Source organism: Mucilaginibacter dorajii (assembly GCF_024808255.1).
Lineage (GTDB): Bacteria > Bacteroidota > Bacteroidia > Sphingobacteriales > Sphingobacteriaceae > Mucilaginibacter > Mucilaginibacter dorajii.
Genome location: NZ_JANTYS010000034.1, coordinates 19,719 through 33,843, shown reverse-complemented (window position 1 = coordinate 33,843; position 14,125 = coordinate 19,719). Strand labels below are relative to the sequence as shown.

Annotated in this window: 10 protein-coding genes and 1 tRNA gene; 2 read left to right on the top strand and 9 right to left on the bottom strand. The window is 40.6% G+C overall.

Features of this window, described 5'->3' with window-relative positions; genetic code table 11:
- Nucleotides 1-708: 708 nt before the first annotated feature.
- A complete protein-coding gene (locus FHS10_RS27340; RefSeq protein ID WP_259097203.1) occupies nt 709-1,605 on the top strand; it encodes a tyrosine-type recombinase/integrase in 897 nt (298 codons plus the stop codon).
- The gene (locus FHS10_RS27335; RefSeq protein WP_259097202.1) at nt 1,602-2,654 is read left to right on the top strand and encodes a hypothetical protein; all 1,053 of its coding nucleotides are present in this window, start codon (nt 1,602-1,604) and stop codon (nt 2,652-2,654) included. The genes FHS10_RS27340 and FHS10_RS27335 overlap by 4 nt, the downstream gene beginning before the upstream one ends.
- Nucleotides 2,655-2,749: 95 nt before the next feature.
- Here FHS10_RS27335 and FHS10_RS27330 read toward each other — a convergent pair whose 3' ends face one another.
- The 9 genes from FHS10_RS27330 to FHS10_RS27290 form a co-directional block, all read right to left on the bottom strand.
- Nucleotides 2,750-3,268 carry a hypothetical protein gene (locus FHS10_RS27330; protein ID WP_259097200.1) on the bottom strand — a complete coding sequence of 173 codons (519 nt, stop codon included), beginning with the start codon at nt 3,266-3,268 and terminating at the stop codon, nt 2,750-2,752.
- A 190-nt stretch (nt 3,269-3,458) separates the two neighbouring features.
- Nucleotides 3,459-4,160: a nucleotidyl transferase AbiEii/AbiGii toxin family protein gene (locus FHS10_RS27325; RefSeq protein ID WP_259097198.1), complete on the bottom strand. Its 702-nt coding sequence runs from the start codon at nt 4,158-4,160 to the stop codon at nt 3,459-3,461.
- Nucleotides 4,118-4,618 carry a DUF6922 domain-containing protein gene (locus FHS10_RS27320; RefSeq protein ID WP_147054148.1) on the bottom strand — a complete coding sequence of 167 codons (501 nt, stop codon included), beginning with the start codon at nt 4,616-4,618 and terminating at the stop codon, nt 4,118-4,120. Before FHS10_RS27320 ends, FHS10_RS27325 begins: the two co-directional genes overlap by 43 nt.
- 65 nt (nt 4,619-4,683) lie before the next feature.
- On the bottom strand, nt 4,684-5,904 hold the full coding sequence (locus FHS10_RS27315) for a site-specific integrase (RefSeq protein WP_259097197.1): 1,221 nt from the start codon (nt 5,902-5,904) through the stop codon (nt 4,684-4,686).
- Nucleotides 5,905-6,155: 251 nt separating this feature from the next.
- A tRNA-Asp gene (locus FHS10_RS27310) sits at nt 6,156-6,229 on the bottom strand.
- A gap of 187 nt (nt 6,230-6,416) precedes the next feature.
- On the bottom strand, nt 6,417-8,798 hold the full coding sequence (locus tag FHS10_RS27305) for a hypothetical protein (protein WP_259097196.1): 2,382 nt from the start codon (nt 8,796-8,798) through the stop codon (nt 6,417-6,419).
- A gap of 61 nt (nt 8,799-8,859) precedes the next feature.
- Nucleotides 8,860-10,032 carry a DUF4249 domain-containing protein gene (locus tag FHS10_RS27300; protein ID WP_259097194.1) on the bottom strand — a complete coding sequence of 391 codons (1,173 nt, stop codon included), beginning with the start codon at nt 10,030-10,032 and terminating at the stop codon, nt 8,860-8,862.
- Nucleotides 10,033-10,037: 5 nt separating this feature from the next.
- Nucleotides 10,038-11,252, bottom strand: coding sequence for a DUF4249 domain-containing protein (locus FHS10_RS27295; RefSeq protein ID WP_259097193.1), 1,215 nt, complete (start codon nt 11,250-11,252; stop codon nt 10,038-10,040).
- A gap of 4 nt (nt 11,253-11,256) precedes the next feature.
- Nucleotides 11,257-14,034, bottom strand: a complete 2,778-nt coding sequence (locus FHS10_RS27290) for a TonB-dependent receptor (RefSeq protein ID WP_259097192.1) — start codon at nt 14,032-14,034, stop codon at nt 11,257-11,259.
- Nucleotides 14,035-14,125: the final 91 nt, after the last annotated feature.

Below are 14,125 nucleotides of genomic sequence, written 5' to 3'. Positions count from 1 at the left end.
ATTAGGTTATATTAAATATAGCCCATCTTACCATCCTATAAAAGGCAGCCTGATTTCCTGGCAGGAGGCGGTATCTTGATATCTACCGATCTTACGATCATGAGATCGGTAGATCATGCTATCAATAGATCTTAATATCACGATAACAGCCTTTACAATATCAAATTGACTATTTGTATATGTTAATCTCCTATTTAAAAAAAACCGTTTTCGAGATTCTCGAAAACGATTTTTAAAATGCTCCGAGAATCATTCTTTCAGTTTTACGAAGCATCAAATAGCTTAAAATCATTATCAAAAAACATCTTGCTTTTGTTACTGCAAGATGTCTTTTTGTATGACAAAAAGTCCCTTGCCCTCCCGGGAGGATTTAAAAAAATTCGCAACTCATTTTTTCTTGGAAGTCTTTAAAAAATTGCAAGAAAGCCCTGTTCCTGATTAGTTAGATGGGCAACAACAAATAAATTAATTAATACTGTGGGATTACCTTACTCACCACTATCGCAAAGGTAGTCCAAGCCGGAATAAAACGTCAAGGGTATACAAGCGAGCCGTATTGTAAGCTTTCAGCAGCTGGCTCGCCCTTGACATTTTATCCGGCTTTGCTTTTAGTTGCTTACATGGTGATTAAGACTGTATTGTTCATAGCTGTCAAAAAAGAAAAGAATTTAATAAAGTCGATATGTGCTATAAGCGCATGTTTGCCGGATGAAAATTAAAAAAAATAACAAATCCATTGGTTTGCTTTTTCAGCAGGCGCTCGACAGAAAACTTACATCCGATATCAGTAAACTACATAGAGATAGCCTTCGGTATGCCTACAATCAGTTCATGATCTTTTTAGGGCCAGAAGGCCGTGAAATGTCAATCAAGAAATTAAAGACGTCTACAATCGAAGAATTCCTCCAACGTTACAATTCATCTCCAACGAGCTACATGAATAAAAGGCGTGAATTGAGCTCCCTTTTTAACGCGGCTACCCGACTAATCGATGAATCTTTAATGACGGTTAAGAAAACAGAAGTACAGAAAATCAAGCCTACACTTCATTTAGCTTATGAAAAGGATCAGCTAAAACCAGTGCTCAATTTTCTAAAAGCCAGGCAAATCAATCTTTATCGCTGCTGCCTGATGACCTATGGCTGCTTATTGCGGCCTCATGAGGAGATACGGCTACTGACTAAAAAGCATTTTAAGATTAACAATACCGAGATCCATTTAGATGGTAGTGAGAATAAGAGTGGCAAGATCCGGGTTGTCTATGTGCCCGATTATGTAAGGCACGAATTGGAACCAGTACTTGACGGCATTAAAAGAGATGACAATATATTCAGTTTAATTAACGAGCCATTTAATGATGATTACTTCAGCAAACAATGGTCACGGGAAAAGAAAATATTATTGAGCCATGGATTAATATACCCTAAACAGACATTATATTCTTTTCGGCATACCGCTGCGATAGATGTATTTCGCCGTACGAAAGATGTTTATATGGTTCAGAAAATGATGGGACATTCATCAGTACTTATAACGATGAAATATCTGCGAAGCCTGGGTGAATTTAACATGGATGAGCTAAAATCTGCAGCGCCAGTTTTATGATCAGATTTACACGTAAAGAAATCTACCAGATGGTATGGGAGCTACCAATGACCGAGATAGCTAAGAAATATAAGATATCGGATGTTGGTTTTCGTAAAATATGCCTTCGTATGAATATCCCTGTTCCAAAAATAGGCTCCTGGGCTAAAGTTAAAGCAGGGCATCATAGACGCCAACCAAAGTTGCCGGCAAAGTGGGACGGACAAGATTTTATTGAACTCAAAGAACGGCCTCAGGAACAACCTGTTAAAAAAGCTTCCGAGCGGGTTCAGCTCGTTAACGAAATAACACAGAAGAAATTACCATTTAAAGTACCGGAACGGTTGATAAAACCTGACTCTCTGATTATAGCCGCAAAAGAAAGTTTGGAAAAGCTGACTGATATCAATTATCCTGGAATGGCTGTAACCACAAAAGGGCAACTGGACATTCGCGTGGCACCATCCAATATTGGGCGGGCACTTCGTTTTATGGATACATTAATTAAATGCATACGTGCCAGAGGATACATTTATGAGATAACTATAGATGGGAATTATATTGTTGTTGGTGAGGTAAAACTCAAGGTCAATTTTCGGGAACGAACAACTAAATTCAAGGCGGATAAACCCTATCAGGAATTTGAGTGGCGGCCAAATGGTAAGATAGTATTTCGACTTGATGACAGGTTAAAGTCTGAATGGGGAGATTCAAAAACCAAACTATTAGAAGACCAGCTGCCAAAAATAATGGCTAAGTTGGATATATCAGCTAAACAAGAAGAGGAGTATTTAAAAAATGCACGTATATGGCAAGAGAATTGGGAAAAGCAACGCAAACTTCAGGCAAAACGTGATGCACACCAGCATGAAGAGCGAGAGAGTTTTAAAGAGTTACTAACGCAGGCAAAACGCTGGAAGCAGGCACAGCTTATTCGAGAGTACCTTGCTGCAATACCCAGCCCCAATAATGACTGGCGGGCTTGGGCCAGGCATAAAGCAGATTGGCTCGATCCAGTTACGATGGCTGAAGATGAATGGATGACTGAAGGAGATAAGGATATCTTTTAACGGCAACTGATTCTAATACACCAGAGCGGCTGTATCATATACTATGATACAGCCGCTTATTTAATTGACTATCAAGAATGGCTTCGATTGGCTCCTCAAAAAACCAATTCAAAAGATTTTTTTAATAGCTCTAAGGCTTTTTTTTGCTCCCTAACTTTACCCACGCGGATTGCATCGACTAAAGCAAGTTTATCATATAGCCGTTCATCATTCATTGCCGCCATCACTTGATTGGGGTATAGCGGTATTATCGCCTGGCCTTTTGATTTCCCATCAGCACTTGGCCATACATAGGTTTCATCAGATACAAAGTAATCTTTCAGAATGGGAGCGCTGTGTGCGGTTGGCAGCCCGCGAATAATAGGGCCTGGCTCAGCAGGGAAAACGAATTTTAATCCGTGCTCGATAAAATTATAAAGGGCTGTTTTGAAAACCACCCGTTTATCGGGACTGATTAATTTGGCAATCATCGAACGATTTAAGGATTCGCTAATCTCAGAATTACTGATATATAAGCTAGTCGCAAGATCTTTGTTCAACCAGTTCTTATCTAACGAGGTTATTTTCAGCAGCAAGACAATGTCATACGGCCTCATGCCATTATGTGCTTTCATATATTAATATAACCACTGGTTTCTAAATTCGCAAATCGAGAAATCAGTGGTTTGATTATTTCGTAATAATATTAAGTTGTTAATGCATAGTTGGTATTTCGTACGCCGCCAGGCTCCTTCTCCGCAAATTTGCGGAGAATACAACACTTGTTCTCCGCATCATTTATAAAACTGGCAGTACCCGTATCACTCATCTTCGATACCCGCCTCTGCCTCTTCCCGTATCTTCAGAATTGTCATTACCCTCTCGATTAAATCCTGGGTTGTGTCGCATCCAATCATATTCGTACACTGCACTGTTAATACTACTTTTCACAATTTCCCATGTGAGCTTTTCGTCTTTAAGAATCACAGGAACAGTTAAGTCAACTTCTCCATGATAAAGTAAAGCTAAACGTGCAATAACGAGATCAGCTTTTGGATACTTAATGTGATAAAAGTCCATTATATTCTCATAAGAAAACTTCGTAAGTAAATAATGTATATCTATGAAATCCTTGACTCTGCGTCCACTATTTACAATAGCGTTTATTTTCATAGCAGCTATATCTTCCAAAGACATTATTCGAATACCTTCTTGTGGATCTATATTTCTAATCGTTGGATATTTATGACTTATCATGTCAAAGTCAACATTTAATATACTTCCGCTAATATAATTGCCATTTTGCCGTTTGATCCGGGCATCATAATGTGTTTTTAAGTGATCTGCTAATTGCGCAGAGTCAAAATCACCTGAATTAAATAGATCAATGTCTATCGATTCCCGGTGTCCCATTTGTAGTGCCATCGCCGTTCCACCGACAAGATGAAATGAATTAATTTGCTGATCTAGCATCAGCTTTTTAATTAGATCCAGTGTCCCTGGTTTAACTGTTTCTTTGTGTAACATTTGAGCTCTTTTTTGCTCAATTGAAAATATTCACAAACAAGGTCAGTTGTCATATCAGTCAGATAAGTAATTTCCTCTTTCAGTGCGTAGATAACATTATCATGGCCATAAAATCGTATCAACTCCTTCCAATCAGATTCGTCGCCTTTATCAAGCACCCGCTCCATGATCGTCAGCCTTGACCTTCTCCAATCAATTTTATCAAAATCAAAATCCCAGAATAATACAGGCGGCAGGTTAGGCCTGGTGACTTTTTGTATCAATGGTTGCCGCTCTATTTTGACATCGTCATTTTCAAATGGGATTTTTTTCTTGGAAAGATAATTATTCAGGGTATGATAATTAAAATCAGGGTAGCTGTCGCAAAAACCTTTAAGACTTGAAAATACATCAATATCGATTCCTGCAAAACGTTTCCAATGAACTAGTACTACTCTTTTATTGATCTCTTTTATCATACTCAAAATTAACTAAAAACTATACGAACTGCCTAATATTTGTGAATATTTGTCAATTGATGGTTTTAATTAATTGCCGACAACTTAACTTTAAGTGCGGCCATATCAGAACTGATCTTATGATCCATTACCTTAGCATAGATTTGTGTGGTCTTGATGCTGGTGTGCCCCATCATCTTAGCTACACTCTCTATCGGAACGCCATTATTAAGCGTTACGGTGGTGGCAAACGTATGCCGGGCAATATGGAAAGTCAGTAATTTGGAAATACCACACAAGTCGGCTATCTCCTTTAAATAGGCATTCATTTTTTGGTTACTCATTACCGGAAGCAAAAGATCGTCGACAATACATTGTGGGTTATCCTCGTACCTTTCAATAACTTTTAATGCTGCCGGCAAAATGGGAATGCGGGATAAAGTATCTGTTTTTTGGCGGTTAGTATGGATCCAAAGGTCGCCGTCGACTCCCTTGGCCATTTCGGAACGTTTAAGCTTTTTGACATCGACATAAGCAAGCCCGGTATAGCAGCTAAACAGAAAAATATCCCTGACTAAGCGCAGCCGATCTACGGAAAATTCCTTTTCTGCAATGGCCGTCAGATCTTCCTTGGTCAGCACAACCCGGTGAACTTTTTTGGTTTTAGGCTTATAGTTCAGATACGGATCAATCGTAAGCCAGCCATTACCTAAACAGATACGGACAATTTTTCCTAAGTTTTTAATGTACTTGATCGCAGAATTGTTGGCGCACTTGCGAACACTGCGGAGGTAGTACTCAAAATCATTAAGAAATTCGAAATTGATTTTTGTGATAGGTATGTCAGAAACATTGTGCTGCCATTGCATGAAATCTTTGGTATGCATTAACGCTGTTTCATAACGTTGCAATGTGCTTTTCTCAAATTCCTGCCCTACCAGGCTGCGCATCTTTTGGTTATGGTCTTCAAAAACGGTAACCAAGGTGCGTACCTTTTCTGTTTTGCCAATAAAGCGATTTTTGAGGCTCTCGGCGGTAACCATTTCGTCATTAGCCGTCATCCATCGATGAAACTCCTGGGCTTTGGCCTGCAAGGTGTCAAGATAAGAGTTGAGGGTACGAACGTCTTCTTTGGTGCCGATAGCACGGCCTGCTTGTGTATTCCAGCGGGAAGGGTCGCAAGTTTTACCGGTTGAGGCTTCAGCTCTTTGGCCGTCAACAGTAAACCGGAGATAGATGGCCACTGGGCCATTCTTGTAGGTAGAGCGCTTCTTTAAATAAAAAAGCAAATTGATGTTAGTTCTCATTACAAATGAATTAAATAGTGAAACAAAATTGATTATTCCATCACTTGCAATCAAGATGTTCACTCGCTGAACATCTTCTAAATCAGTTACTTATGTCGTTTCTGGTGAGCATCTTTTTAGCTTTAATATGCTCACCGAATTGCTCACCTTTTTTATGCTAAAACATGCATATTTTGGTGTTTTCGGCCAAACAAAAAAGCCTGTAAATCGATGATTTACAGGCTTTTAGGCAATTTTGACATTGTTTTCAGCGGAATGGACGGGACTCGAACCCGCGACCCCATGCGTGACAGGCATGTATTCTAACCAGCTGAACTACCACTCCGTTTGGGTGTGCAAATATACGCAGCAATTTGTATTACACAAATCCTTTTTGAAAAAAAATGAATTTCGTGACGCTTTTAAGTAAAAGAACCAGTTGCCAGTCCGTTTCATACCCCTTGTAACTTGCTCTGTATCAAAATAAAATAACTCCCCATTTCAAAGAGGAACCCTGAAGAATTTATTTTTTTTTATTTCACCTCGAAATTGAAAAATTGGCTTGCTGCAGCGCCATTATTAGCTATTCCTTGTATAGAACCTACATATTTACCCTTTTGATCGGAGGTGTAAAACGATACTATAGTCGTGCCGCTATCATCGGTATCTACGTCTGGCGACCAAAACAGCAGGTTTCTGAAATCGGGCACACGGCTTTTCCCGGTCTTCTCGGTGTCATAAACCGGCGAGTAGAATACCCGTTTCATTTGCAGGCCTTCATAATCCAGTACTACAGAATGCGGGTCCATTTCAACTCCGCCAAGGTCGCCTTTATAAGTGGTGAAACTAAATATGCCTTCGTTTACCGTTGGCCCATAAAAATAGCGATAAGGCACAACTTCCAGCTTTCGCACTTTTAATGGGTCAATGGCCATTACTTTATCGATATTAAATACGGGTACATCATCCAATAGTACGATAGGATCACCATCCAGGAATCCTTTTTCGTTTAACACTTTGATATGGTACCTTCCTCTTGAGCGTACAATGTTATCCTGGCTTACATACTCGCGTAATACCTCTTCCATGGTGGTAAAGCGGGTATAGTTATCTAACAGGTAGGTTTTATAAGGTGTGGCATAAAAACCGGCGCTATCAACGCCGGCATCATAAAATCTTTTTATTTTGGTACCTGCATATATGTTTTGCACCTGCATGGCCAGGCTATGTTCTTCCAAAGCCTTTTGAACGCCTATTGATAAATTAAATTTAGGGCTGGCATATGCCGTATATTGCTCTGAGAATGGACTTAAAACGTCTATCCGATAGATTGAGTCTTTTTCGGTATTGGTTTGGGCCACTACTTCACCGGGGCCAAACATTTGCTTGGTATTAAACACCAGATGGCCTAAGGAGTCGCTTTTAGAGGCGTATAGCTGCACCCGCTTCCCGGGCACACTTAAATAAGCTATTACATCCTTTGCCGGCTGTCCTGTAAGGGTGTTGGTTATTTTAGCATTAATGAGATGATCGGTATACTCTGGCAAATAATCAAAGTGCGTTGAGGAATTGCTCAGCACTTTAGTCCACTGAAATCTGCGCCATCCCTGCGAAAGCATCAGGTTATCTATGGCCTGGTCGGCTTCGGCATTGGTGTTCCTGAAATAGTACCCGGCAGATTGAATGCTGCCCCGCAGATCTGACCGCAACCACAAAGAACTGAAAATCTCATTATCATCTATTTGCTGCAATGAATCTACCCGGTAAACAGTTACCGACATATTAGCTGGTAACGACGAGCCTGTGACGTTTTTTGTGCTCACGTTGATACTTACCTTTTTGCGTGTACCATATTGAGGCTGATCGGCCGTAGCATCTATCTGTAATAGTTGTTTGGGACGTTTGAAGTAAAGCCTTTCGCAGACTGGCTGCCTGGAGCTATTAAAAATAGTAATGTGCGAGACGCCTTCACCCAACTTGCTTTTATCAATATTAAAAACAGCCACGCCCGAACTAAGTGAAGCGCTTTCTGCAACTTTAACCAATTGCCGGGTATGAGCAAAAAGGAACACCTCTCCTCCGTTGGCATGGCTTACCGTTACTGATAGGGTTTGGCCGTTATCCTTTACCTGCATAGCATATCCATCATTGCTAACCGCAGGCAGTTCTTTTATAACCGGACTGTTGGCACCGGCTTTGATAACAGCTTTATAGGTGTTATTGGCAACCGGGGTAAAAACGAAGCTGCCAATGCCAAACTTTAAAGGTTCAAAACGGGCCACGGTGTCATTATGCTGATCGACCACTGCGCCGTGATATGTGGCAAGGCCGTTACCGTTGGGGGCGGTAACTTTAAAAGCCACTCTACTATTTACCCCTGCTACTAAATTACCGCCTTCGGGGAAAAATTGCGCATTATATACCGGAGCTATCTCTTTAGCCGCTGCCTCTGGCGATTTTAGTGGGTTTACTATGGTAATATTTTTATCGAAATAATAATCGGGTCCGAAGTTTTTCATCCAGTTGGTATAGGCCCTGAATCGATAGCTACCGTTGCTGGTTGATACAGGAATGTATAAAGATCCGCTGCCTGTGCCATCTGCTATGGCAATTTTGGCCTGTAATAAGGCGTTGTGGGCATTATCTACAACATCAACATAAACAACCTTGCTTAAATTAAAAAGCCGGTGAAAGCTCGCATCAACGACGTATACTTTAAACCATATGATTTCGCCTGGCAAGTAAGTGCTTTTATCGGTATGTACAAAAACCTTTTCCTGCACGGTTTGCTGCTGATAAAGGTTAAAGCTTTTTTTAACCTGCTCCAAAGCCTGGGCCCGGCAAAGTGTTTGCCCAAGCAAAACAGTTAAAGCTGATAAAGCGATAATTTTAATGATGCCTATATTTTTTCTCATAACCAAACCTGGTTTATTTTATGTTCTTCTTTATAGCGACGATGGTTCACAGACATTACTGCTACGGTATCCAGTATGATGGTTGTTTAACCTTACCTCTTATAGTGCAATCGGTACATTCAATACTTGAATAGGTAAACCCAATAATTATATACCCGCTCTTGGTTATTGCTTCAACCGGAATGCCGCCGCCATCTATGATGAAAGTTTGTACTTCGGCCCTATTGGTTTTGGGATTTGAATAATACGCCGAATCCAAACTACATAAATAGGGCGTTATAGGATACCAATCCAGGGGCAGTTGGTTATTGTTTATAAAAATTCGTTTTTGCTGCACGTTTGTAGCGCTTACATAGCCAATTACCGGTTCGGTGGGGTTAGTGATGCAATGAATATTACCGATAAGCTGTGATGGTTGCGCGTCAAAAATGCTCCCGAGCTGCTCGGTATTCTTTTTAATATTTTCCCAAAACTCATATTCTTCTTTACTTAAAGCATATTGTCTTAGCAAGATAGAATAGCGCAGCTCCAGTTTTTCAGAACTGGAAGGAATAGTGGTAATGAGCGACTGGGCTATAACATCCTGTACAAGTTTAGCCGATGATGCTATCAGTATATTGCTCGACGTATCTGACGCAAAACAATAATAAGTTTGCTGTGCACTTGTTCGTAACCGTATAGTTTTTGTACTATCTACCAAATAATCCGACTGAAAAGTGGAGTGAAAGCGCCAGGTTTCATCAAAATCCCAACGGTAATAACGGGTACTGTTGGTTGGATCGTGAGTATCAACGCTTATCTCAAGCTTATCGCCATTGGGTTTAAATTCGATGTTATCAATAGGCGGATTATCTTTTACTGCCACATAATCCGAGGCGTATTCTTTACCATCGGCAGTGATGTGTAACCTGTACTTTTTTGTTTTGTCCAGATTAAGCGTACTGCCCGATTCGTATTTATTGGTAGTATTATTAAAAATCAGCTGTATTTGATTGCCCGACTGGTCTTCAATAAATACAGTTGCCCCAGGCAGCGGCTGTATTTTTGTATCTGTAGACACCTTTACTGTTCTACTAAGCCTGATGGCTGTTATATCACCATTATTGATGGTGCCTTCAACTACCAGATAACTATTATCAGTACTTACAATCGTAGGGTTATAAGGTTTCCGGCAGGCGGTAACTATTGCACCCGTTGCCAGCAAACACCATATTATATATTTAATAGTTTTCATTTTTATCATTTCCAAAAGGATGGTTTTTTATTACTGCCTCTTAAAGTACAATCAACACAATAGGGGGTTGATCCGGTATGCCCTACAACCACTTTATGTCCATCTATTACGCCTATGATACTCTCATAAGGTATAAGTATGATATGAGGACCTGGCTTGTTATAGTTATAATAAAAATCCTCGTCATTATCGCCCTTGAGCGGATTTACCAGGTAATGGAAATAAGCACTGGTAAGAGAACAGCCCTGGTAGGTATCTCCTTCGCCCGAGTTTGGCAACGTAAAAAACGGCACAAATATGCGCTGGCTGGTTACTGTGCAAATGCTTAAATATCCTATAACAGGTTCGGCAGGGTTGCTTACGCAATGAATATTAGTTGGCAGCTGCGATGGTTGTGGGTCAAATATACTACCAAGCTTTTCGGTGTTTTTTTGCAGGCTTTCCCAAAACTGGTAAGCCTCTTTGGTTAACGCGTATTGTTTAACCAGTATACTATACTCTTCGCTGATTTTTTCAGAAGTTGATGGTACAACCGTTAATGACAACTGTGAAATTACATCCCTGCTTAATTTTTCTGACGAGCCAATAATCACGTGATCTGAATACGTTGTGCGCCAGCAATGATTAATATCATCGGTAATGATATTACGGGGCAAAACCGTATCGCCGTTTGATTTCCATCGCGAATCGTATGGGGTACGATATTGGTATGTTTCGGCATAGTCCCATTTATAATAAATGCTTTTGCCGGTGGCATCGTGCGTATTTACATTTACCCGCAAGCCGGCATCATAAGTATGGCTTAATACATAGGTAACGCTGTCAATAGGCGGGGTTATTTTTGACTCGGCGTAATCAGACAAATATTCGCTTGACCCACTCTTAATCCGGAGCCGGTATCTTTTGCCTGCGTTTAATACCAGCGAGGGGTTAATATAACTCCCCTTAACTGTAGTACTTTCCATCAACTGTGGAAACGTGCTGCCATCTTCGCCTTCAAGTGTTACTATAGCGCCAGTTTCGGGCTTTAGTTTGGTGGTGTCATTCAGCTTAACCGTTCTGCTCAATTTAAGAATAGTACTGTCACCGCCACTATTGATAACTCCCTCAACCACCAGGTAACTACCGGCAAAAGCAATTGCAGGCGGCGTATAGGCCTTTCTGCAAGCGGCAAGTGCCAAAAGCGACAAACAGATAATATAGGTGGTTCTCCTGCTCATTACATTAAAACCTGATATTATAATTGATGAACGGAATTGGTTTAGCAAATATGGATAGTTTATAGCCATTGATTACCCCGCCTTGCTCGGTAAAATAAGTTGAGTAAGCATTTTGCCTGCCTGTTAAATTGTAAACGCCAATGGTGAACGAGTTATGTGTTTTTTGATGCACTTTGTGGTTGCCTTCAATATTCATCGAAAGATCCGACCTGAAATAATCGGGGATGCGATACTGGTTCCTATCAGAATAATAAACCCGTTCCGATCCTCCGTATTCATATTTTGCTACAGGGAGTGTTATTGGGCGGCCGGTGCTGTAGGTTACGTTTAACGATACACTAAACCGGTGCGAAACCCGGTAATTACCAATAAAATTAAAATCATGCGGTTTATCAAAATTGGCCGGATAATATTGTCCGCCGTTTATCAGTTCACCCTCATTGGGGTTAGTTTGCCTTAAAAACGTGCGTGAGTAGGTATAGCTTATCCAGCCATTGGCTTTACCGGTTGTTTTTTTGAGTAAAAACTCAATGCCGTAAGCTTTGCCCTCGGTACCTAATACATCGTTTTCTATATGATGATTTAATACCAGGTTTGCCCCGCTCCTGTAATCAAGGTAGTCCCTTAAACGTTTGTAATAAACTTCTACCGAAGTTTCAATGGTGTTTGATTTGAGGTTATGATACAAGCCAAGCGATACCTGGTCGCCGTATTGAGGTTTAATATTAGGGTCGCTTAGCTGCCATACATCGGTGGGCGCTATGGCGGTAGTATTTGATAACAGGTGGATGTATTGCCTTAACGTATTATACCCGCCCTTTAACGAGGTATTATCACCTAATTGATAGCGGCCCGAAATCCTGATCTCGGGGCCCGAATAGGTTTTTATAAACTTACCGCTGGCGTAATTGGTGCTATCAATAAGATTTGAGCTTGTTTTTGGTAGGTTTGGCGCGTAGTTATACACCAACTGCGGGCCCAGGTAGTTATATATAGAATAACGCACGCCGGCGCTTACCGAAAAATCATCACTAAAATCGTACTTATCGCCCAGGTACAGGGCACTTTCCAAAGCCTGCTGCGCCGGGATTACATCTGGTGCTACCAATGATAGCGGGTTATTTGGCTGATAATTGCCGGGATGAAGTTTATAGAAAATTGAACTTAAACCAAAGTTGATGGTGCTTTTGCGGTTTTGGTAATAAGTAAAATCAGTTTTGAAATTGGTTTGATTGATATCGAAATTTAGCTTGTAAGCATTTATCGGATTATCATAGCTGGCTATTTCATATTGGTACCTATCTATTCCGCCACCAATTACGCTAAACAGTTTATCATTAAAATTGTGCTTCCATTTAATGTTGGCGTTTTTATTGCTGTAGCTATAAGCGGTATCGCTGTTTAGTTTAAACTTATCCTTGCTAAGGTAGGTTGTAATATAAATATTGTTCTTTTCATCTATCTGATGGCTTATATCAAGGTTCAAATCGTAAAAAGATGCCTGGCTATGTTTGTAAGCCTCGGGCAGCAGCTTCAACAACCAATCTGAATAGGTGGTACGGCCGCCAAATGAAAAAGATGTTTTGTTTTTAATGATAGGCCCTTCAACATTAAGCCTGCTGGTAATTAAACCAATACCTGCCGAACCTGTAAAGATCTTTTTATTACCCTCGCGGTTGGTAACATCTAACACAGACGATAACCGGCCTCCAAATTTTTCGGGGATACTGCTTTTGTAAAGTTCAATATCCTTTACAATGTCGGGGTTAAATGACGAGAAAAAGCCGAAGAAATGCGAGGGATTGTAAATAGTAGCATCATTCATCAAAATAAGGTTTTGATCGGCCGAGCCTCCGCGAACATTAAAGCCGGTTGTGGCTTCGCCTACTGATTGTACGCCGGGGAGTGTTAAAATCACCCGTAGCACATCGGCTTCGCCAAATACGGTTGGCACCTGTTTGATGCTTTTGATATCCAGCCGGTTTACTCCTAATTGAACGTTACGTACGTTAGCCACCTTTTCGGCCGAAATTTTTACCTCTTTTAGGCTGGTAACCTGCTCTTTCATCTCAATAATAAGCTTGCCATCGCCATATAATACAATCTGGCGACGGGTATCGCGCATGCCTATGCCTCTGATACTCAAAATTTGCCTGCCTTTAGGCAACGTAATGGTGAAATAGCCAAACTGGTCTGAAGCAACTCCTGATTTTGTATTGGTTACATAAATGCTGGCCCCAAGTATGGCCTCGCCCGATTTTCCATCGCGGATATAGCCCGATAGGGTAGCGTTACCTGTACCTATGGTATTTGTTTTGGTACCTATCTCATAAAGTTTATTTTCGGTAGTAGCCTCGGGGATAACTTTGTCTTTTACATCGTTGAAATCGGCTACGGTAGTGGTAACATTGTTTTTAAAATTGTCGGCACCTGGTTTAATATCAAAGAAACCCGCTGCAAGTGCTGGCTGGATCTCACGCCATTTCGATATAAATATTTGCCCGTCATTGGTGATGGCGTAATGGAAAGCCGTGTTTTTAAATGCCGCTTCAAGTACGGTGATCACCGGTTTATTATCGGCCTGTACGGTAATTTTTAAACTATCAAGCTGGTTTGGTTCATAGTAAAAATGATATCCTGTTTTTGCTTCAATATCGGTCACAAACTGCTCCATTGTAGCCTGTTGAAAGTTCACGCTTATTAATCGCACAGGTGCTTGCTGGGCATTAGCCACTTGCAGCAGGATCAAAAAACAAAAACTTAAAAAGTAAATTTTTTTCATCAGCATATTTATTTTACACAACGCAACACTCATTTTATAAAAGAGCTATAAACTATAGCGCCAGTATGTCCCGTATTTTAACTAAAGCTCG

What these genes read in the sequence shown, in the direction of transcription:
- FHS10_RS27340 (WP_259097203.1), top strand. Translation starts at nt 709, where the DNA reads ATGAAAATTAAAAAAAATAACAAATCCATTGGTTTGCTTTTTCAGCAG.
- FHS10_RS27335 (WP_259097202.1), top strand. Translation starts at nt 1,602, where the DNA reads ATGATCAGATTTACACGTAAAGAAATCTACCAGATGGTATGGGAGCTA.
- FHS10_RS27330 (WP_259097200.1), bottom strand. Translation starts at nt 3,268, where the DNA reads ATGAAAGCACATAATGGCATGAGGCCGTATGACATTGTCTTGCTGCTG.
- FHS10_RS27325 (WP_259097198.1), bottom strand. Translation starts at nt 4,160, where the DNA reads ATGTTACACAAAGAAACAGTTAAACCAGGGACACTGGATCTAATTAAA.
- FHS10_RS27320 (WP_147054148.1), bottom strand. Translation starts at nt 4,618, where the DNA reads ATGATAAAAGAGATCAATAAAAGAGTAGTACTAGTTCATTGGAAACGT.
- FHS10_RS27315 (WP_259097197.1), bottom strand. Translation starts at nt 5,904, where the DNA reads ATGAGAACTAACATCAATTTGCTTTTTTATTTAAAGAAGCGCTCTACC.
- FHS10_RS27305 (WP_259097196.1), bottom strand. Translation starts at nt 8,798, where the DNA reads ATGAGAAAAAATATAGGCATCATTAAAATTATCGCTTTATCAGCTTTA.
- FHS10_RS27300 (WP_259097194.1), bottom strand. Translation starts at nt 10,032, where the DNA reads ATGAAAACTATTAAATATATAATATGGTGTTTGCTGGCAACGGGTGCA.
- FHS10_RS27295 (WP_259097193.1), bottom strand. Translation starts at nt 11,252, where the DNA reads ATGAGCAGGAGAACCACCTATATTATCTGTTTGTCGCTTTTGGCACTT.
- FHS10_RS27290 (WP_259097192.1), bottom strand. Translation starts at nt 14,034, where the DNA reads ATGAAAAAAATTTACTTTTTAAGTTTTTGTTTTTTGATCCTGCTGCAA.